Here is a 20,313-nt window from a genome sequence, read left to right as displayed (position 1 = left end):
GAAAGCATGTGGCCCGTACCCTTTGTAAGATACGAGCCACAATAAATCATTACTTTGTTACGCAGTCTTCTGGCTGACGAATGGCAACATCCAGGCCTTCGCTATTTGCCAAGGCTAAAAGTCTTGCGTGAATTTCTTCATAAGCAGGAATAATGTCGCCTAAATCGCGCCTAAACAAATCTTTATCCAAATGACTTACGCCATCTGCGCCAGCATTGCGCTTATCCCAAAGCCTGCAAGTATCTGGAGTGATTTCGTCGGCGAGCAAAATGTTGCCTTGCGCGTCTACGCCTTCCTCAATCTTGAAGTCCACCAGTTGCACATCAATCTTGGAGAAGATGTCCAGTAAAGCATTGTTAACGGCGTGAGCTTGACGCGTAATTTCTGCCATTTCCTCGTCGGTAGCAAGACCTAAAGCCACAACACCTTCAGGATTAATAAACGGATCGCCAAGTTCGTCGGATTTTACGCAGAATTCCAACAATGGCTTCTTTAATGGGGTTCCTTCCTTAACGTTGTAACGTTTTGCAAAAGAACCGGCAGCAGTATTGCGCATAATGATTTCCAGTGGGAACATGCGCATACGCTTTACGAGTTGTTCAGTATCGGAAATTCGTCCGAGGAAGTGGCTTTTTACGCCGCGCGCCTCAAGTAGATGGAATAGTAAAGAAGTAATCCGGTTGTTTAAACTGCCTTTACCGGCGATCTGAGCTTTCTTCAGACCGTTACCAGCGGTGGCCTGGTTCATATATTCGACCCAGAGCACATTGGTGTCATCGGTAGCGTACAGTTTTTTGGCTTTGCCTTCATACAACTTCTCAAGTTTTTCCATGATATGCCCTCTCTTCGTGCACTCACAGTTGTAGGCGCAAACCAACAATATTTGTAGGTTTACCTGACCTTGGCCAGCACGATTAGCGTAACAATTGTTGCCTACAAAATTTCCGACAAATATTGCCGAGGCTCAATATAAATTATTGTTTAATACCTTTATTTTCAAAGTATTTCAGCATTTGCGCAATCCGTATGCAATGCGCTTGCAATGCGTGTCGCATTTTTTCTTGCCTCGTCTTGTGTGGAACCGGTCGCAAGAGCTACAGCCATACGTCGATGGCCGTGCACAGATGGTTTGGCAAAAATTCGCAAACCGCTTCGATAATTTTCGTTCGCTTGTAGAGCCTTGGAAATATTAGTAAATCCAACTTCTCCCTCGCCTTCAACAACAATTGCATGGCTTGCTGCAACTTCATCATCTCGTAACGAAAGCGAAGTGTAGTTTGCTGTAACAGGTACTCCTAAAATAGCGAGCACGTGAAGCGCAAACTCGCTGTAATGCTGCGAAATCATAGTTACCATGCCAGTATCGTGTGGGCGAGGAGAAAGTTCATTAAACAAAAGCGAGCCGTCTTTAAGTACGAATAATTCAACACCGTACACACCCCAACCGGTTTCGTCTGCTTCGCGCGCAATATTAGTTAAACCTTCTACGGCGCGTTTCGCAATATTCTGAGCCTCAACACGGATTGATCCTGGAATATTAGCCGGCTGCCAAGATTCCCTATAATCTCCATCCTGCTGCCGTTGCGCAATCGGCTCGCAAGTGGTAATGCCTGCCGAAGAACTGACGGTAAGCACTGTAAGCTCGTAATCGAGTGGCGCCAAAGCTTCCACAATGACGCGAGAACACTCGTTTTCATGCCCAACTGCTGCTCGCCTTCCATGCTGAGCCTCATCCCAAGCATCTTTCAGCGTTTCAGAACTCCGCACTACGGACTGCCCGTGTCCGGAAGAACTCATAACAGGCTTAACAACGCAAGGGTAGCCAACTTTTTTAGCTCCCTCCTCCAATTCTTCAAAAGAAGAAGCAAATCTATAAGGTGTAGTAGGAAGACCTAAATCTTCGTGGGCTATTGTGCGCAAGCGCTCGCGATCCATAGCGATGGCTGCGATATCCGAACTAGGTACCACCTGAATATGCTGGCTCGCAGCTTTCGCGAGAACCTTCGTAGCAATCGCCTCGACTTCCGGAATAATAATATTCGGTTGCACTTGTGTAATAAGTGTTTGCAATGCTTCGGGATTTGACATATCGAGTACGCGATATTCGTGAGCAATTTGCATTGCCGGCGCGTTTTCGTAGCTATCTGCAGCGCAAACGCGCACGCCCAATCGCATAAGCTCAATCGCAATTTCTTTGCCAAGCTCACCTGAGCCAAGCAGAAGTGCCGTCGTATTATTGCTGTTTTCAGTTACGCCAAAAATGCGCTGATTTTGCTCAGAAAAACTCATACAACCATTGTTACATTTAGTATTGTCTAGCTGGGGATTAGTTTTAATATGCGACGCGCCGAAGTGTGTTGTGCTAGCGTAAATCGGGGGAATCGTGTATAGTATTCCTCTGTTGTGTGATTCGATTTGTTTCGATTCGTTTCGCGCACATGGTGGCTATAGCTCAGTCGGTAGAGCATCTGATTGTGGTTCAGAAGGTCGCGCGTTCAAGCCGCGTTAGCCACCCCATTTGAACGGCTGGTAATTTTCCGGCCGTTTTTTTGTTATGCGATTTTTGTTATGCGATTGTGTCTCACTTAAACCAACGCAGCCTATGGAGTAGACTGGTATGGTTACACATATTGAAAATATGACACGTGTGAATGTTGACGGCGACATTGCGCATTACATAGCGCATGGTGCAGAAGGAGTATCGTATGGCTGGTAAAGCAACACCGCGCGAACCTTGGTGGGAGAGTGCGCTCCTCTTTGTGCCAAGAGCTTTGGGTAAGATTGTGCGTTCGTTATGCGGCGTGGGGGAGTATGACGAGGCGTACCGTAGAGATGGTTTGTGCTTTGTTATGCTGGTTCTTGCCGTGTTGTTTTGCGCGTCAGAATGGTTCCGAGTAAGTGGATTTATCGGTGTAGGCTTGCATATTGTCGCCTCCAGTGTGCTGGGTGTTATGAGCGTAGTGTTGCCGATTTGGTTGACTATTGTCGCAATTCGTTTAATGCGAAATAGTGGCGCTGGTTCTGGTAATCCTCGCGTTATTACTGGTTTTGTTTTACTATTGTGGTCAATTTGTTCAATTTTTGACGTTACGTCGGCTTCTCGGCATCACGCTTTTAGTTTTGAGATAGTGCAAAAAGCTGGAGGATTGCTAGGTTTCGCACTCGGCTCGCCTTTATCGTGGGGTCTTTCACGCCCATTCGCACTCGTAATTTTCGTGCTTATTGCCATTTTTGCAATCTTAATGATTGCGCGACTTCATGTCACCGATATTACGAAATGTATTTCTGATATTGTGTCGGCAGTAGCGGAGAAAAAGTCGCGTGAAAAAGTATCCGATAACGATTCCGAAGATAGCGATAAGCCTTTGCAATTTGCTGAAGGTGTGCCAACTCATGAAGATGACAACAAATCTCAAAAATCTAGTGTTGCGCAGCCTTCACCTGTTCTGCGTTGGTGGAAATCTTTGTTCAAAGGCAAGCAGAGTAATAAAAGTGACGATTTATTAGATGAATATGCTGGTGACGATGCGTTTGCTCATGCTGCTGCGATTCATGGGGATGCTAAGGAAGAGCTTGAGAGGACGGAACCTCACCAGGCTCGTACAGTAAGAAGTAGTGCCGATTACGATTACAGTTACGACAATCTTGGACGTGAGGATAATGCTGACGATTCAGGATTGGTCCCTAGAACTGCTTCTTCAACACCCATGACCTCTGCAGAGACAATGCCGAAAGCTCCTATGAGCAATATGCCAGGTGGTGTGCGCGATCCGTGGTCGACGATTCCTGCCGAACGTATGGATCAGTATCGTGCGGATCAGGAGAATGTTGATAAAGCAAGTGCTGATAAAGCTCAGCATAGTGGTGGCGATAGTGCCGCACTTGTTAATGGATCTGTCGACGCTTCCGATGATTTGTCAACTTCTGAAGATCAGCCTTATCAACTTCCAGATTTGCGTTTACTGGCTTACGGCAAGCCTCACGCTGCTCGTACCCCTGCTAACGATCAGGTTATTCGCGCTCTTACCTCTACTTTTGAGCAGTTTGACGTTGACGCCCGCGTTATTGGCTTCCTTAGAGGCCCTTCTGTTACGCAGTACGAAGTTGAACTTGGTCCTGGTGTAAAGGTTGAAAAAGTAACCAACTTACAAAAAAATATTGCGTACGCTGTGGCGAGTACAGACGTGCGTATTTTGTCTCCAATTCCAGGAAAGTCTGCTATTGGTATCGAAATTCCAAACGTTGACCGTGAAATTGTGCATTTAGGCGATGTGTTGCGTTCTGAAAAAGCAATTAATGACCCTAATCCTATGCTTACCGGCGTCGGTAAGGATGTTGAGGGTCATTTTGTGACGGCTGCTCTCGATAAAATGCCGCATTTGCTGGTAGCTGGTGCTACTGGCTCCGGTAAATCGAGTTTTATTAACTCAATGCTCACGTCGATTATTATGAGGGCAACTCCTGAGCAGGTGCGCATGATTATGGTCGATCCTAAGCGTGTGGAACTTTCCGCGTATGCTGGTATCCCGCATTTGCTCACTCCTATTATCACGGATCCTAAGAAGGCGGCACAGGCGCTTGAGTGGGTTGTGAAAGAAATGGATGCTCGCTACGACGATCTGCAATTCTTTGGTTTCCGCCATGTGAAAGATTTCAACAAGGCTGTGCGTGAGGGCAAAGTTCATGCTCCGGCCGGCTCTGAACGAAAAGTTGCTCCATACCCGTATTTGCTGGTGGTTGTGGACGAGATGGCTGATTTAATGATGGTTGCTAAGAACGACGTGGAAAGTTCGATTCAGCGCATTACGCAACTTGCTCGCGCTGCAGGAGTGCACTTGGTTTTGGCTACTCAGCGCCCGTCTGTAGACGTTGTGACCGGCCTGATTAAGGCTAATATTCCATCTCGTTTGGCTTTTGCTACGTCTTCTGCAACTGATTCCAGGGTTATTCTTGATACTGTTGGTGCGGAAACTTTGATTGGTCAAGGTGACGCTTTGTTCCTTCCAATGGGTGCTGCTAAGCCTCAGCGTGTGCAGGGTTCGTGGGTGAGCGAGTCGGAGATTCGCAAGGCCGTGGAGTATGTTCGCACGCAGCGCAAACCAAGGTATCGTGAGGATATTGAGCAAATGGCTCAGCAGGCGGATTCTCAGGCTCAAAGCAAACTGAAAACGAGCGATATCGGTGACGATATGGATGAACTATTGCAGGCTGCAGAGCTGGTTGTTGGTTCACAATTTGGCTCTACTTCAATGCTTCAGCGTAAGCTTCGCGTAGGCTTCGCTAAGGCTGGTCGATTGATGGATTTGCTGGAATCTCGCGGCGTTGTAGGTCCTTCTGAAGGTTCTAAAGCTCGTGAAGTTTTGGTGCAACCGGAAGATTTGCCGAAGGTTTTGGCGTTTATTCGTGGTGAGTCAGATTCGTTGTAATATAATGTGCTGTATAGCGTGTAGCTATGTGGTTGGATAGTTGTCTGGCAGTTATTTGATAAGTTATTTGATAGTTGTCGGATGATATGGTATAAAACTGTAAGTTTTAACCGTACGATAATATGGAGACTATGGGTATGAAGAAGAAAGCTAAGTCGTCACTTTTTGCTGGCTGGAATTGCGCTCCTAATATTGTGACTTATGTGCGTATCGCGTTGTCACTTGTTTTTATCGTATTGTATTTGGTTGCTGGAGATTGGGGCTCCCGGTCAATCCCGTTGCGTTGGGTTGCGTTAGTTTTGTTTATTGTGGCAGCTTCTACAGATAAGCTTGATGGGTGGATGGCTCGCAAGTATCATCAGGTTACTGAGTTGGGTAAGTTACTCGATCCTATTGCTGATAAGATTTTGATGCTTGCTGCTTTGTTTATTGCTTCTCTTTTTGGTGAGGTTTATTGGTGGATAACCGTTCTGTTTGTGTTGCGTGAAGTTAGTATTACGGTTATGCGTTTCTACATCATTAAAAAGGGTGGCAAGGTGATTGCCGCCTCGGCTGCCGGAAAGTATAAAACATTAACGCAGGCTTGTGGTATCGCTATGATCGTTGCGCCAGTGCTTTCCACGTTTGGAGGTGAGGGCCTTCCTTCGTGGGTTATTTCGTATTACGCTGTAGCGTTTGGTTTGCTCGGTATTTCTTTGGGCTTTGCTTTCTACTCTGCAGTGTTGTATGTGTATGGCGCTTTCTTTGATAAGTCTGCTTCGGAAGATTATGGTAGCAATATTGCTGGCGTGCCAGTTACTAAGGTGAATGAGCCGGCTGGGTTTGCTAAGTCGCCTAGGTCGTCGCGCGTGTCAAAAGAGGCTCCGGTTGCGCCGTTGAGCTCTTCTGCTGCGTCTAGCAATATTGACGATTCTGATGATATTTTCCACGGTAGCGTAAGGTAGTATACGCGTTCATTTAATTTTACATCTCAATGCGCACTACTATTCAGTCGTGTGGATATTAGCGTGGTGGAGATTTGAGATTTTTCGCGCTGAGCGAAGACGGACGTCAGAGCCGAAGGCTACTGACAAGTCGAGCGAAGAAGAAAAATCGAAAAATCTCGGCGATACGACACGGTTATTAACGATTAGCACGCAGAGTTTAGGGGGATTTCTCTACGAGCACTAAAAGAGGACTAGGCGCATTGACTTGCCGGAGCGCTTAAAGCGTAGCGCGCGTAGGCACTTCAATGCGGAAACTCGCTTAAGTTGGAAGTCCGGGGGACTTCCAACGCGAGCTTCGCAAGCGAGCGTAGTAAAACGCGAGCGTCTCATTACGAGCGCTTAAGAACAAAGCGACGAAGGAACGCTCGCGCGGATAACGCGCTCGCTACTGAGCTTGCGTTGAAAGCACCCCGTGCTTTCAACTTGAGCAAGCTCACGCTCCGAGTTGCTTTCGCGCGCACAATGCTGCGCTCAAGCAGGTCGTCGCGCGTGCGAGGAGAGAAATCCCCCAAAACTCGCGCCACATCAAACGAATTGTAAAATACCCTATGCCTTTGGGTGTTGTTTGGAAAGTCGTAAGCTACAAGTGTATAGAGGGTGCGTAGTGGTAAATCCTGGTAATGATGCTAGGTGGTCGAGGTTGAACATGAGTGATTCTTCTGTTGTAACTATGGCGTCGAACGTTATGGACGCAAGCGTGCGCAGAGGTTGGCATATTGCTGCTGCAGAGTCGCTGACCGGTGGACTGTTGGCGGATGCGTTTGTGTCGGTGCCGGGTGCTTCGCGCGTGTTTTGCGGTTCTGCGGTTACGTATGACATTCATGCTAAATCGAAAGTTCTTGGTGTGGATGTTGAGTTGCTTCAATCGCAGGGTGCTGTAAACCAGCAGGTTGCTATGAGTATGGCTGCGGGCGCTACGCGCGTGTATCGGGGTTGCGGTTGGGAGTATGGGACTTGTGCTGAGGATGCTGCGAATTTTCCTATTTTGGGGCTGTCGACTACGGGTGTTGCGGGGCCTGGTCCGGATGGCGATAAGCCTGCGGGTTTGGTTTTTGTAGGTTTGTTGCTTCCTGGTGTTGCGGATTTGCGAGAGGAATTGTTAAGTGTTGGCAGACTTGTGATTGAGAATGGTGACGCTGTGAGCATGTGGGATCGTGTGGTTGACAGGGATGTGGCGTTAGCTTTTGAGCTTCATGAAGTTGGTGACCGTGAAGCTGTGCGTAAGGCGTCGGTGTATCGGTTATTGCATATTGCTGCGAGTATGCTTGGTGCTGATACTTGTTTGCAGTAGGGGGTTGGTATGCGTGAGCGCGAATTTTGGGAGCTTCTTGAGGAAATTTTTGGCCGCGAGTTGGGTCGTAGTATTGCGAAAGATCAGGGTTTGCAAAAGCTTGACGGCTTGAGTGCGTGTGAGGCTTTGGAAGCTGGCGTAGAGCCTCGTATTGTGTGGAATATTTTGTGTGATCATATGGGAGTGCCGGATAGTAAGCGGTGGGGTAAAGATCATAATGCGCCTCCTTTGCCTGCGCGCTGAGGTGCGTGGTGGCAGTATTTGTCGGTGTTGTGCGTTGCGTTAACAAGACACGCAGTGTCGAACAAATGTTCGTATGGTGAGTATACTAGAGATTACTTGGAGATGCACGCGCCATAGGCGTCATGGTGGATAACTAGCTTTTATCCACATTGCTCAAAAGCGCTTGCAGCGGCAATGTGTAAAGAACTAAAGTCGTTCAATACATGGCGGCATGCGAAAGGAGTAGCAAACATGGCGCAAGCGAAAGGTAAAAGTAATATTGATCGCCTTATTGATGCAGATAAGGCTGATCCGCGTCGTCAAGCGGCGTTGGAAACTGCGTTAGCCAATGTTGAACGGCAATATGGAAAAGGCTCTGCAATGCGATTGGGTGACAGGCCTATGCAGGATGTAGAGGTTATTCCTACTGGTTCGTTAGCGTTGGATACTGCTTTGGGCATTGGTGGGGTGCCTCGTGGACGTATTGTTGAAGTGTACGGTCCTGAATCTTCTGGTAAAACAACGTTGGCATTGCACATTGTTGCTAATGCTCAGCGAGCTGGAGGTGTGGCGGCATTTATTGATGCTGAACATGCGTTGGATCCGGTTTATGCGCGTAAACTCGGTGTAGATACTGATTCTCTTATTGTTTCGCAGCCGGATAATGGTGAGCAAGCGCTGGAAATTGCGGATATGTTGATTCGTTCTGGTGCTTTGGACGTTATTGTGGTTGATTCCGTTGCAGCATTGGTTCCTAAAGCAGAAATCGATGGTGATATGGGAGATAGTCACGTAGGTTTGCAAGCTCGTTTGATGAGTCAGGCTTTGCGAAAGATGACGGGTGCATTGTCTCAAGCTGGTACAACGGCCATTTTTATTAATCAGCTTCGTGAAAAGATTGGTGTATTCTTTGGTAATCCTGAAACAACTACTGGTGGTAAGGCGTTAAAGTTCTACGCTTCGGTGCGTATGGATATTAGGCGTGTTTCTACTATTAAGAATGGTGAAGAAGCTGTTGGCAATCGCACGAAGGTGAAGATTGTTAAAAATAAAATGGCTCCGCCATTTAAAACTGCAGAGTTTGATGTGCTTTACGGTGAAGGCATTTCAACCGAGGGTTCAGTTATTGATATGGGCTTGCAGTATGACGTTATTAAGAAATCTGGTTCATGGTTTACTTACGAAGGTGAGCAGCTTGGACAGGGTCGCGAGAACGTTCGCAAGTTCCTGAAAGATAATCCTGCTATTACCGAAGAAATTAGCGAGAAAATAAAAACGGCGTTAGGGGTGACACATCCTGAGGATCAATTCGCTGAGAATGAAGAGGTTGAGCAGTCTTCGAAAGAATCTTCAAACACTGTGCCAGATGAGCAGGATGCTGAAGCCTAAAAGTCTAAGTAAGACTTTTGTATCATTCGTAAGTTCAAGAATATAAAGTGAATAAGCATGGTTATAAGTGTGGAGAGTTTTCTTCGCAATCATCCAGCAGTGCTTACTGAAGCAGAGCAGAATGATGCTGTGCTCAGTAACACTGCTGCGAGTGACACAGTGCTCGGTAATGATGGTGTATTGCGAGAAATAGCTGGTGATTGCACTAGTAGTGATATGGCGAATACACCGTATGATAATAGTGCGTCACGCTGTTGTGAAAGTGAAGAAAACTCGCTCCTGACCAATGCGCTTACATCTACAGATTCTTGGCGGTCTTTTGGCGAGCAATCCTTCGGGGAGCAGTCAGAACAGTCGCCTGAGGAACAGTCGTCCAAAGATATTGCCGCTGCAGTGGCAATTGCAGCTGGCTACGAGGTTGATGAGCATAGCACTAATTATGCTCGTAAACGGCGAAAGAAACGATACGATAACAAGACGGTGCGTTGCGGTTCCCGAATTGTTCAACAAGTTTCTCAAAAGCAGTCAGTTAACGAGGATGATTGTAGAGAAGCGGCTTTGCGGTTGTTGGATTATGCTCCACGCTCAATTGCCGATGTACATCAGCGTTTAACGGAAAAAGGCTATGCGGATGCAACTGTTGACTCAGTAGTAAAGCGCTTATGCGAATTACGCTTGCTTGATGACTGTCAGTATGCACAACTGGTGATTCGTTCATGCGTTGCGCGCATGTTAGGTGCTCGAGCTACACGCTTGGAATTGCAGCGTAAAAATGTAGAATCTTCAGTGATTACTAGCAGCATAAGCCAAGCGCAAGAAGCAGGCGTTTTTGAAGAAGCAGCATGGGAGCTTGGTAAAAAAACGGCGCAACGAACACGTAACCTTGATGCGACAGTGAGAAAGCGCAGATTTTTTGCTGCTGCAGCTCGCAAAGGCCATGATTTAAACGTTATTAACGAAGTGTACTGCACGCTTTTTGAAGAAGAAAACTCATAAAAGCGTACAGTACTACGCTAACGTAGTCTAACGTAGTCTAACGTAGTCTAACGTAGTCTAACGTAGTCTAACGTTGCATAACGTAAGTCAATGCAGGCTAACGTATATCAACTTGGCTACTGTATAGTCAAACCATATAAGCAACGTCAGCAACCAAATCAATCAGCAGTGTTAACAACCAACGATACTCGTGTTATAGTGCAATATTGTGCGCATGTTCTCGCACATATTCGGGCATTTCTTCAATACCAATAACATCAGTAAAACGAGGCGTTTTATTCTCAAGATTACGTAACATAGCTGGAATTTTAGTATTCGTAACCTTACTTACGGCATCCATGCAATGGAAATCATCCAAATCTTCAACTTCAAGAGACAACGCTTCGGCTACAACGCGAGGGAACTTATAAGGACTTGCCGTGCTTAAAAGCACACGCGGCACACTTTCGTCATGTGGAATATGCTGCATAACGAAGTAGCCACAAGCAGTATGCGGATCAATTACATACTGATACTGCTTCCAGCAGTCTGCAATGGCCTGACGAATCTGATCTTCGTTCGCCCAACCGCAACCAAACAGTGTACGTATTTTTGCGAGCACATCCTCAGGAATTTCAAACGCACCCCACTGCTGCAAATCATTCATAAGCATTTGTATAAGACGAGTGTCTTTATTGCACATATAGTACAACATGCGTTCCAAATTAGATGAGACAAGAATATCCATAGAAGGAGCAACCGTGTGATGGAACGGACGTTGACGGTTATACGTTCCGCTTACTAAGAAATCAAACAAAACGTTATTACTATTACTGGCAACAACAAGATGCTTTACAGGAAGGCCAAGCATTTTCGCATAATAGCCAGCAAGAATATCACCAAAATTACCCGTTGGAACGCAGAATTCCACTTCGTCGCCAAGCGTTATCACTTGCCTCTTTAACAAATCAGCGTAAGCCGCAAAATAGTAAACAACCTGAGGTACCAGCCTGCCAACATTAATTGAGTTAGCAGAAGACAGCACCGTGTTTTCGTCGTTCATAAGACTGTCAGTAAGCTCGCTGTTTGTGAAAATCTGTTTTACACCAGTTTGAGCGTCGTCAAAATTGCCACGAACTGCGCAAACTCGCACGTTTTCCCCGACTTGAGTAGTCATCTGCAATTCCTGAACGCGACTTACTTTGCCTTCCGGATAAAACGTAATCATAGAAGTACCAGGAACGTCAGCAAAACCAGCCAACGCTGCCTTTCCAGTATCGCCGGAAGTTGCGGTGAGAATCATCACATTCCTACCGTCAGCAGAAGATTCCTCACGCGTATGCGACATCAACTGCGGCAACATTTGTAAAGCAACATCCTTAAACGCGCAAGTAGGGCCGTGGAAGAGTTCCAGCACAAAATCTTTAGTAGAACCAAGCTGGTGAAGAGGAGTGATACGCTCGTCGGACCACTGTTCAGCATAAGCGCGTTCCACGCACTGAGCAAGTTCTTCCGTTGAAAAATCAGGAAGCAACAGTTGTAAAATGTCCTGAGCAATCTCCTGATACGATTTCTCAGCAAGATGAGTAATATCGTAACGTTCCTCGCCAAGGCAATCAGTTACGAATAAACCTCCATCTTCAGCAATACCCTTACGAATTGCTTGTTTTGCTGTGCACATTCGTGTAGTAGAACGCGTGCTATGGAATAAAGCCGTATCTGTTGCCATGATGCCTCCGTAAGATATGATTTTCACCTTACTTGCAGTGTGTGCAGTGTCTTAATATTTGTTAGAGAGTTTTCTTAAAACGCATTGGGAACAGCACGCTTTAAGAAACACAACCCCTTATCTATGGTACCTGATGCGCTGGGCGAACGGGCGTGTGCTAATCTCGTACGTATGACAACTTTTAATTCCACTACTGACCACAGTGTCAATAATGTAGAAACCAACAATCTGAAGGGGAGTGCGTTGGATATTGACGATTTAGTGAATGCTCGTGCGGATGCAGCCCGCGCAGCATGGCGAGTTTTTTCGCATGCAGACACTCGCGCCAAAAATAAGGTGCTCGAGAACATGGCTGACGCTTTAGAATTATCGGCTGGTGACATTGCGAAAGCTAACGCCATAGATCTTCAAGAAGCGCAGAGCCGAGGCATGGATGCTGGAAAATTAGATAGGCTGAAATTTGACGAGGAGCGTATTAAGAAAGCGGCACAAAGCGTTAGGAATATTGCGCAATTAGCGGATCCTGTTGGGGAAGTAGTGCGCGGCTACACACTTCCTAACGGTATTCAACTTTCCCAAGTTCGTGTCCCTATGGGAGTGATGGGCATGATTTACGAAGCTCGTCCTAACGTAACTATTGACGTTGCTGCTTTGTGTATTAAATCTGGTAACGCTGCCATTGTGCGCGGAGGAAGTGCGGCCCTTCATACGAACCAAGCAAGTGTCGCTGTTATACAATCCGTGCTTGCAACATCCAACGTGAGTGCGGATTTAATTCAGTCCGTTGACGACTTGGGTAGGGCGGGAGCTACGGCAATGATGCACGCTCACGGTCGCATTGATGTGCTCGTGCCGCGTGGAAGCGCAAAACTTATTGCCGCCGTTGTAAAAGAATCCACTGTTCCGGTTATTGAAACTGGAGCTGGAAACGTTCACATTTACGTCGATAAGACTGCGGATATTACCAAAGCGATTCCTATTATTATCAACGCAAAAACTCAGCGTGTAGGCGTGTGTAATGCGGCAGAAAAATTATTGGTGCATAGTGATATTGCGCAAGAATTTTTACCACAAATCGCTGCTGCTTTAGCTGAACATAAGGTAGTATTGCACGCTGACGATAAATCTTACGATATTTTGCAAGCGGCTCATATTGATTATTTGCAACTTGAGCACGCTACAGACGAAGATTGGGGACGCGAGTATTTGTCGCTCGACATGGGCGTAAAAATTGTGGAAGATAGTGACGGAGCTGCCGATCATATAGCACGCTATTCTACTGGGCACACAGAAACTATTATTGCTGAAGATTACGGCACTATTCAACGTTTTATTGCTAGCGTTGATTCTGCAGTAGTAATGGTAAACGCGTCGACACGATTTACTGACGGAGGCGAGTTTGGTTTTGGTGCGGAATTAGGCATTTCTACGCAAAAATTGCATGCGCGAGGCCCTATGGGATTGCGGGAAATGACCACAACCAAGTGGATTGGTTACGGAGATGGTCAAATTCGTAGCTGATATTGGTAGCGAGACTGATTTTAGTGATTACGTGGCGGTAAGGTAAGAATATGCCTAATAATGATGTGAATATGACTCCGGCTGAAGCACTCGATATTGCTGCAGAGCGCTTGTCGATTGTGCGCTATGTGTTTTTGGTGCAGATTGAGGAAGGTATCGCTTCCGCCGCGCAACGTTCGTCGCTAGAATACGCTGACGCCGTGTTAATGGGTTGGCCAGATAGTGACGCAAAAGATGTAACGCTTCCGGAAGGTTCTGCAATGACGCAAGTGCTCGATTATATGCGTCATATGGAACGGCATATTGCTAAATTCAGTGAACTTGAGCGTGCTCATGACGTCGACGCTATGACGGAGATGCTTGAGAATATAACGGAATCGGTTGCCAATATTCGCAGTATTTATCAGCCTGATTTCCCGCTGCCTACTTTTTCTGAAATTAAGCGTGTTGTGCAAGACGAGTGGAATGAGGAAATGGGCAATATTAACCCGGACAGCGCCAATGTTGCTTCAGGTGTGGTCAATGAAACCGCTGTAGAAGATGCGGAAGACAAGGAATCTGAATCGGATGCCTCCTGAATTACGCAGCGACGATGAGCGTCGAATGTCTGACCTGTTCCAGGGTGCGCCCGTTGAGAATGATGCATCATCTCATCCTTCGCTTGCATTAAATAAAAGGCGCATGTCTGCTCGCGGAAACGTGCACGAACGGCAGCGAATTGGCATTATGGGTGGCACTTTCGATCCGATTCATAACGGCCACTTGGTTGCAGCTTCAGAAGTTTCTTGGGTTTACGATTTAGACGAAGTAATTTTTGTGCCAACCGGTAGACCAGTGTTTAAGCTGGATAAAAAAGTTACGAATGCTGAAGATCGTTACTTAATGACGGTTATTGCTACCGCTGCTAATCCAAAATTTACGGTTTCACGCGTTGATATTGATCGCCCTGGTGTGACGTACACTATTGATACGCTGCGTGATATTCGCGCTCAACATCCGGATGCTGAGTTGTTCTTCATTACTGGCGCCGACGCTGTGGCTGAAATTATGCAGTGGAAAGATGCGCGAGAAATGTGGAAGCTGGCGCGATTCGTCGCTGTGACCCGTCCGGGATATTCTAGGCCGGGAAAGTTGGCTGATTTCAATTCGCCGCTTATACCTCGGGAGCCTTGTACTAGCGATAACGGCGTAGTTGTACATTGCGACGATATGGTGCATTGTGATACCTCACATTTGCCGGTTGATATTTTGGAGATTCCTGCGTTGTCGATTTCTTCTACTGACGTACGTCGACGTGTTGAGCATGGTGAGCCAGTATGGTATTTGGTTCCAGACGGAGTGGTCCAGTATATTGCCAAGCACGGTTTGTATCGTGTCTGATTGTTGACGTTTATTTTGTATAACGTTTCGCTAAAGAAAACCAACCTGCGCAATTAAACTGTACTTTTATTGATATTTTCGGCTTGTCGGTTATCGTCGTCGCAAAAAGTTAGTATTGAAGAAGTTCATTTCGCAAATTATAGCGAACTAACGTTTGGAGATATGGTGAGCATCGTCCTTGAAGGAAAGCCAGATAAAAACCTTGTTCTCGTTACCGGTCGCGCCCATCCAAAGCTTGCGCATGATGTAGCTGACCAGCTTGGTATCGACGTGTTGGAAACGACGGCGTACGATTTTGCCAATGGTGAGATGTACGTGCGTTACACGCAGTCGGTGCGTGGCACGGATGTGTTCGTACTGCAAAGTCATTGTGATCCTGTGAATAAGTCTATTATGGAACAGCTGATTATGATTGACGCTTTGAAGCGCGCATCTGCCCGTTCGATTACTGCAGTATGTCCATTGCTTGGGTATTCTCGTCAAGATAAGAAGCATCGCGGCCGCGAACCTATTTCTTGCCGTTTGATGTTTGATTTGCTTAAGACTGCCGGCGCTGACCGCATTATGAGCGTTGATTTGCACGCAGCACAGTCTCAGGGCTTCTTCGATGGTCCGGTTGATCACTTGATTGCTATGCCAGTTTTGGTTGATTACGTGCGTGATCGTTTCCGCGACGATCTTGCGAACGTTACGGTTGTGTCACCAGATGCGGGCCGTATTCGCGTTGCAGAACAGTGGGCGCAGCGTTTAGGCGGCGGTCCTTTGGCTTTCGTGCATAAGACACGCGATATTACGTGCCCGAATAAAACTGTTGCCAACCGCGTAGTTGGTGACGTTGCTGGGCGCGATTGCGTGATGGTAGATGACTTAATTGATACGGCTGGCACTATTGCTGGAGCTTGCAACGTGTTGAAAGATGCCGGCGCAAAGTCGGTTACCGTTGTGGCGACGCACGGTGTACTTTCTGGCCCTGCTGTTGAACGCTTAAAGTCTTGTGGCGCTCGCGAAGTTGTGTTGACGGATACTGTGCCAATTCCAGAAGAAAAGCGTTGGGATGGTTTAACGGTTCTTTCAATCGCTCCACTTCTTGCAAGCGCAATTAAGGCTGTGTTTGAGGATGGTTCGGTTGCAAAACTGTTTGACACGTACCCGGAGCATCACGGACAAGGCTTCTTATTCGCATAAACGCTGATTTTATTTTACGCCACGCCAAATTTGACGAAGTCAGCTGATGTGGCATAATAGTGACTTGGCGGTTTTTCCGCCGTTCCCTCATGGTGTAATGGCAGCACACGGGTCTTTGGAACCCTTTGTCTTGGTTCGAATCCAGGTGAGGGAGCTGATACGAACGCTACTTGCTTTTGCAGGTAGCGTTTTTTGTTTTGTTTTACTTTGGATAAACGTTAAGACGTAATAGAATAAAGCGTGGTAGAACGATAATTATTTGGTACGAATAGGAGCGTATGCGTGGAAGAGCATAAGGTGACCGCGGCAATTATTTTGGCAGCAGGCGATGGGACGCGTATGCGTTCGGCAATACCGAAAGTACTCCATCCGTTCGCGGGAAGAACCTTCCTCAATCGTGTTATTGACGCCATGTCTGGCGTAAATCCTACAGAACTTGCGGTAGTTGTGCACGCTCAAGCTGAACGTGTTGCTAAAGCTGCGTTAAGTTACAATAGCAACGTTCGTATTGTAAACCAGGACGATAAGCCTGGTACTGGTCGCGCAGTGCAGTGTGCTATAAAATCTCTTAACGAAATTTCTAACAATAATACAGGCAAGGCTCTTGAAGGTTCTGTTGTAATCTCAGCAAGCGATATGCCGCTTCTCGATACTGAAACGTTGCAGTCGTTAGTTGACTTCCACCATGCCCACGGTAACGTTGCTACGGTACTTACGGCAGTTTTGGAAGACGCAACCGGCTACGGTCGTATTGTTCGTGAAGCAAACGGTGACGTTTTGCGAATAGTAGAACACAAGGATGCTAACGCTGGCGAGCTCGCTATTCACGAAGTCAACACTTCCGTCTACGTGTTTGAAGCTTCTGTACTGTCTGATGCTATTGCCAATCTCAACGCTCAAAATGCGCAAGGTGAGTTTTATTTAACCGACGCGTTGGAGCATGCTCGCAAGTTTGGTCACGTTGGCGCCATGTCTGCTCCAGATCCACTCACGGTGGAGGGCGTGAATACGCGAGTGCAATTGGCTGCGCTCGCCAAAGCGTATAACAAGCGTGTGTGCGAAAAATGGATGCTTGAAGGCGTAACTATTCTCGATCCGGATACTACGTGGATTGAGGACGATGTAACGCTTGCTCAAGATGTTACGGTTCTTCCTGGCTGCTTTCTTCAAGGTCATACTACTGTTGCAAGTGGTGCTGTGGTCGGTCCTTATACGACGCTTATTGATGCGCAAATTGACGAAGATGCTGTAGTGGAGCGTTCGCGCGTGCAAGAATCGCATATTTGTAGGGCTGCCAACATTGGTCCGTGGACGTATTTGCGTGCAGGCAATGTGCTTGGTGAGGAAAGTAAGGCCGGCGCCTTCGTAGAAATGAAGAAAGCGCATATTGGTAACGGTACGAAAGTGCCGCACTTAAGCTATATTGGCGACGCTGACTTAGGTGAGCACACGAATATTGGTGGCGGTACGATTACTGCGAACTACGACGGCGTACACAAGAATCACACTACTATTGGCTCTGGTGCGCACGTTGGTGCTGGCAATCTGTTTGTAGCTCCCGTTACTGTGGGAGATGGAGTTACTACCGGTGCGGGATCGGTGGTACGTCACGATGTTCCGGCTGATTCTATGGTGTACTCGGAGAACACTCAGCACGTAGTAGAGGGTTGGAAGCCGGCCTGGGAACGCTAAAAGGCGTTTGCTGGTAAGAATTGTTGGTAAGAATTAAGGAGTAGTAACGTTATGACAGCTTTAGAAAGTTCAGTTAAGGCCGTTCGTATTGCTGCCGCTGCTGCAGATCGTTTGAAGGCTACGGATGAGCAGGCTTTTGACGTAAGTGATTTGCTTGGTATTACGGATGCGATGCTGGTTGTTTCTGCATCCAACGAGCGTCAGGTGCTTGCCGTTGCTGAAGAGATTGAGAAAGACTTGTTCCTAAAAGATAACAAGCGTAAGGCTTTGTCTCGAGAGGGCTTGGAATTAGCTCAGTGGATTCTGCTTGATTTTGGCGATTTTGTGGTTCATGTGATGCACGAGGAAGCGCGTCAATTCTACCGCTTGGAGCGTTTGTGGAACGATTGTCCGGCAATCGATTTGCAACTTCCGGAGCATACTGGCGAGACTGAAGAATCTAGCGAAAATAACGACGACAATACTAGCGAAACTGAAAAGTAAGAAGAAAGTACGGTAAGAAGAAAGTACGGTACAAACCATGGTTGATTTCGTAGAAAATGTTGCGGGTAACGTAAATAATTCCATTAATAGTGCGCACGAAGGAATTGCGCGCTCTGTTATGCTTATTCGTCATGGTCAAACGCCGTACAATGCTCAGTTTCGTCTTCAAGGCATGATCGATATCGCTTTGGACGAGTCTGGAATGGATCAGGTGACTCGTTCTGGTAAAGCTTTGCGCGTGCTTTTTGGCGCTTCGGACTTGGAAGATCCAAAGGACCCGAACAGCGCTGAGCATGTGCGCATTACTCCTGAGGAAGCAGACGCGAGTTTTGTGGCGATTGTTTCGCCGCTTATTCGCGCTCAGCAAACGGCTCACGCTTTTGCAGATAAGATTGGGCTTCATGTGCATGTTGAAAACGGTGTGCGAGAGCGTTTCTTTGGTGAGTGGGAAGGCTTGAATCGTCAGCAGATTAGCGAACAATGGCCGGAAGATTTTAATGCTTGGGTAAAAGGCGAGGGCGGTGAGCTTCGTCACGGTGCTGAATCAAAGCAGGAAGTTGGAGAGCGCGCAGCTGCGACTGTTGAAGAGTGGACGCGCAAAACTGGTTCCGACCGCGATTTGCTAGTGTTTTCGCACGGCTCTTGCCTTTCTCAGACCGTTCATAAATTGCTTGGATTAGACAAGGTGGATCCTTCTTATAAGACGATTGGTGGCATGGGGAACGGCCGTTGGGCGCGCTTAATTCCAAGCCTTAACGCTGATGGTTCGATTCGTTGGCGTTTGGATGCTTACGATCAAGGCCCTGCAGCTGACCCTACGAGCCAGCGTCTTATTCGCATTTGGGGGGCAGCATAGAGGGCTGCGTGATCTCTCCTTCTTTGCCGCTTAATTGCCGCTTAATTCTCGAAAGCTACCGTTTAGCGGTTTTGTAAAGACAGACTATTTACAGTGCCGTATAGTCAAAATTACAAAGCAAAAAGCTAGCAAACGCTAAGAAAAGTTAGCAAAAACTAGCAAACGCGAACGGTAGCACTACGGAAAGGAGGCTTTATGAAAGTAACGATTGCTATTGTGCCGCCAGAAGAAGAGCAGTCAGTGCAATTGTCAGTTCACAATATTGACGACAATCTTAAACGCATTATTTCTCAATTACAAAGAGTCGATTCTAAAAATGCAAAAGTAAGTAACATAGAAAATAATACTGTAAATACTGAGATTGCCGAAAATAATACTATAAATGCTGCCAATAGCAACAATAATTCATTCATATACGGTTATATTAACGATTCGATTATTGTTATGCACGAGCCAGATGTGATTATGATTTGCGTAGAAAATTCGCGCGTAATCATTCACAGCGATAAAGGCGAGTGCGTGTCCTACAAGCGCCTGATGGATTTTGACAATTCGCAATTTGCGTCGTTTGTGCGCATATCTAAATCCGCAATCGTGAACTTGAATCGCATTGTTCGAGTTGATCCGGGATTCGGCGGAAGTATGAGCGTAAAAATGGACGATGGAAGCGTTGAGTGGATTAGTCGCAGATGCTTAGCAGGATTCAAAAAGCGCTTAGGAATGTAGTTTTAAGCATATTTTTCTAATACTAATTTTTTAATACTAATTTTTTAATACTTAAAAAGGAAACGATTATTATGGAAAAGCAAGTTACAACTTTAGGCAAAACAATGGTAAAAAACATTGTTAAAGGCATTGGCATAGGGTGCACTATTTTTACTGCAATCAGTTTTGTGTCGAGCTTGCTAGCACATAGCGCGGTTGGAAACAGAATCGCATCTTATGCTGTAGCAACGCTTGTTATAGGCATAAGCTATGGAGTGTTCGCTATTTTTTGGTCGAATGAACGCATGTCAAATCTTGCAAAGTTCGTTTTTGCGCTAGTTCCGCCAATTGCTATTCAGTTTATTGTATCGGTGATTGTTGGATGGATTTCGTTCAAAGATGAGCCAGCGGTGATTTGCGGATGGATTGCGTTCACTGTTATTTTCCCGATTGCGATTGCTGCAGTAATATAT

17 protein-coding genes, 2 tRNA genes and 1 pseudogene are annotated in these 20,313 nt (G+C 46.6%); 17 read left to right on the top strand and 3 right to left on the bottom strand.

Going from position 1 to position 20,313, the window contains the following annotated elements:
* Positions 1–49 precede the first annotated feature (49 nt).
* Together purC and purT are read right to left on the bottom strand one after the other, a co-directional pair.
* Positions 50–832, bottom strand: coding sequence for a phosphoribosylaminoimidazolesuccinocarboxamide synthase (gene purC, locus AXE77_RS02095; protein ID WP_116711894.1), 783 nt, complete (start codon positions 830–832; stop codon positions 50–52).
* Positions 833–996: 164 nt separating this feature from the next.
* Positions 997–2,289, bottom strand: coding sequence for a formate-dependent phosphoribosylglycinamide formyltransferase (gene purT / locus AXE77_RS02090; protein WP_116711893.1), 1,293 nt, complete (start codon positions 2,287–2,289; stop codon positions 997–999).
* A gap of 152 nt (positions 2,290–2,441) precedes the next feature.
* Here purT and AXE77_RS02085 point away from each other — a divergent pair.
* From AXE77_RS02085 to AXE77_RS02050, 7 genes and pseudogenes are all read left to right on the top strand, one after another.
* Positions 2,442–2,517 (top strand) — tRNA-His (locus AXE77_RS02085).
* 167 nt (positions 2,518–2,684) lie between these two features.
* The gene (locus AXE77_RS02080) at positions 2,685–5,426 is read left to right on the top strand and encodes an FtsK/SpoIIIE family DNA translocase (RefSeq protein ID WP_430886637.1); all 2,742 of its coding nucleotides are present in this window, start codon (positions 2,685–2,687) and stop codon (positions 5,424–5,426) included.
* Between the two features lie 137 nt (positions 5,427–5,563).
* A pseudogene (gene pgsA, locus AXE77_RS02075) lies at positions 5,564–6,169 on the top strand (CDP-diacylglycerol--glycerol-3-phosphate 3-phosphatidyltransferase); the annotation flags it as partial.
* An 889-nt stretch (positions 6,170–7,058) separates the two neighbouring features.
* Entirely contained in the window at positions 7,059–7,703 is a 645-nt protein-coding gene (locus AXE77_RS02065; protein WP_116711890.1) for a CinA family protein, read from the top strand.
* Between the two features lie 9 nt (positions 7,704–7,712).
* The gene (locus AXE77_RS02060) at positions 7,713–7,946 is read left to right on the top strand and encodes a DUF3046 domain-containing protein (RefSeq protein ID WP_116711889.1); all 234 of its coding nucleotides are present in this window, start codon (positions 7,713–7,715) and stop codon (positions 7,944–7,946) included.
* 231 nt (positions 7,947–8,177) lie between these two features.
* Entirely contained in the window at positions 8,178–9,314 is a 1,137-nt protein-coding gene (gene recA / locus AXE77_RS02055; RefSeq protein WP_116711888.1) for a recombinase RecA, read from the top strand.
* 69 nt (positions 9,315–9,383) lie between these two features.
* The gene (locus AXE77_RS02050) at positions 9,384–10,310 is read left to right on the top strand and encodes a regulatory protein RecX (protein WP_240612618.1); all 927 of its coding nucleotides are present in this window, start codon (positions 9,384–9,386) and stop codon (positions 10,308–10,310) included.
* Positions 10,311–10,503: 193 nt separating this feature from the next.
* On the opposite strand, the gene thrC is transcribed toward AXE77_RS02050, so the two are convergent.
* A complete protein-coding gene (gene thrC, locus AXE77_RS02045) occupies positions 10,504–12,018 on the bottom strand; it encodes a threonine synthase (RefSeq protein ID WP_116711887.1) in 1,515 nt (504 codons plus the stop codon).
* 171 nt (positions 12,019–12,189) lie between these two features.
* On the opposite strand from thrC, the gene AXE77_RS02040 reads away from it, so the two are divergent.
* From AXE77_RS02040 to AXE77_RS01995, 10 genes are all read left to right on the top strand, one after another.
* A complete protein-coding gene (locus AXE77_RS02040) occupies positions 12,190–13,539 on the top strand; it encodes a glutamate-5-semialdehyde dehydrogenase (RefSeq protein ID WP_116712055.1) in 1,350 nt (449 codons plus the stop codon).
* A gap of 50 nt (positions 13,540–13,589) precedes the next feature.
* A complete protein-coding gene (locus tag AXE77_RS02035; protein WP_116711886.1) occupies positions 13,590–14,117 on the top strand; it encodes a phosphoribosylglycinamide synthetase in 528 nt (175 codons plus the stop codon).
* The gene (gene nadD, locus AXE77_RS02030) at positions 14,080–14,919 is read left to right on the top strand and encodes a nicotinate-nucleotide adenylyltransferase (RefSeq protein WP_430886636.1); all 840 of its coding nucleotides are present in this window, start codon (positions 14,080–14,082) and stop codon (positions 14,917–14,919) included. Before AXE77_RS02035 ends, nadD begins: the two co-directional genes overlap by 38 nt.
* A 162-nt stretch (positions 14,920–15,081) precedes the next feature.
* Entirely contained in the window at positions 15,082–16,104 is a 1,023-nt protein-coding gene (locus tag AXE77_RS02025) for a ribose-phosphate diphosphokinase (protein WP_116711884.1), read from the top strand.
* A gap of 83 nt (positions 16,105–16,187) precedes the next feature.
* Positions 16,188–16,258: transfer RNA gene (locus AXE77_RS02020), tRNA-Gln, on the top strand.
* A gap of 128 nt (positions 16,259–16,386) precedes the next feature.
* The gene (gene glmU / locus AXE77_RS02015; RefSeq protein ID WP_116711883.1) at positions 16,387–17,796 is read left to right on the top strand and encodes a bifunctional UDP-N-acetylglucosamine diphosphorylase/glucosamine-1-phosphate N-acetyltransferase GlmU; all 1,410 of its coding nucleotides are present in this window, start codon (positions 16,387–16,389) and stop codon (positions 17,794–17,796) included.
* A 51-nt stretch (positions 17,797–17,847) separates the two neighbouring features.
* Positions 17,848–18,279, top strand: coding sequence for a ribosome silencing factor (rsfS, locus tag AXE77_RS02010; protein ID WP_116711882.1), 432 nt, complete (start codon positions 17,848–17,850; stop codon positions 18,277–18,279).
* Between the two features lie 37 nt (positions 18,280–18,316).
* Positions 18,317–19,135: a histidine phosphatase family protein gene (locus AXE77_RS02005; protein WP_116711881.1), complete on the top strand. Its 819-nt coding sequence runs from the start codon at positions 18,317–18,319 to the stop codon at positions 19,133–19,135.
* 195 nt (positions 19,136–19,330) lie between these two features.
* On the top strand, positions 19,331–19,861 hold the full coding sequence (locus AXE77_RS02000; RefSeq protein WP_116711880.1) for a LytTR family DNA-binding domain-containing protein: 531 nt from the start codon (positions 19,331–19,333) through the stop codon (positions 19,859–19,861).
* A gap of 71 nt (positions 19,862–19,932) precedes the next feature.
* Positions 19,933–20,313, top strand: a 381-nt coding sequence (locus tag AXE77_RS01995; RefSeq protein WP_133296283.1) for a DUF3021 family protein, incomplete at its 3' end; no start/stop codon positions are given.

It is taken from the genome of Gardnerella massiliensis (assembly GCF_003408845.1).
Taxonomy (GTDB): domain Bacteria; phylum Actinomycetota; class Actinomycetes; order Actinomycetales; family Bifidobacteriaceae; genus Bifidobacterium; species Bifidobacterium vaginale_H.
Note: the sequence above shows the minus strand (reverse complement) of the source record. Positions and strands in the feature narration are given on the sequence as shown.

Bases quoted from the DNA above. Each gene is read 5' to 3' on its own strand.
- purC (WP_116711894.1), bottom strand. From the start codon at position 832: ATGGAAAAACTTGAGAAGTTGTATGAAGGCAAAGCCAAAAAACTGTAC.
- purT (WP_116711893.1), bottom strand. From the start codon at position 2,289: ATGAGTTTTTCTGAGCAAAATCAGCGCATTTTTGGCGTAACTGAAAAC.
- AXE77_RS02080 (WP_430886637.1), top strand. From the start codon at position 2,685: ATGGTGCAGAAGGAGTATCGTATGGCTGGTAAAGCAACACCGCGCGAA.
- AXE77_RS02065 (WP_116711890.1), top strand. From the start codon at position 7,059: ATGAGTGATTCTTCTGTTGTAACTATGGCGTCGAACGTTATGGACGCA.
- AXE77_RS02060 (WP_116711889.1), top strand. From the start codon at position 7,713: ATGCGTGAGCGCGAATTTTGGGAGCTTCTTGAGGAAATTTTTGGCCGC.
- recA (WP_116711888.1), top strand. From the start codon at position 8,178: ATGGCGCAAGCGAAAGGTAAAAGTAATATTGATCGCCTTATTGATGCA.
- thrC (WP_116711887.1), bottom strand. From the start codon at position 12,018: ATGGCAACAGATACGGCTTTATTCCATAGCACGCGTTCTACTACACGA.
- AXE77_RS02040 (WP_116712055.1), top strand. From the start codon at position 12,190: ATGACAACTTTTAATTCCACTACTGACCACAGTGTCAATAATGTAGAA.
- AXE77_RS02035 (WP_116711886.1), top strand. From the start codon at position 13,590: ATGCCTAATAATGATGTGAATATGACTCCGGCTGAAGCACTCGATATT.
- nadD (WP_430886636.1), top strand. From the start codon at position 14,080: ATGCGGAAGACAAGGAATCTGAATCGGATGCCTCCTGAATTACGCAGC.
- AXE77_RS02025 (WP_116711884.1), top strand. From the start codon at position 15,082: ATGGTGAGCATCGTCCTTGAAGGAAAGCCAGATAAAAACCTTGTTCTC.
- rsfS (WP_116711882.1), top strand. From the start codon at position 17,848: ATGACAGCTTTAGAAAGTTCAGTTAAGGCCGTTCGTATTGCTGCCGCT.
- AXE77_RS02005 (WP_116711881.1), top strand. From the start codon at position 18,317: ATGGTTGATTTCGTAGAAAATGTTGCGGGTAACGTAAATAATTCCATT.
- AXE77_RS02000 (WP_116711880.1), top strand. From the start codon at position 19,331: ATGAAAGTAACGATTGCTATTGTGCCGCCAGAAGAAGAGCAGTCAGTG.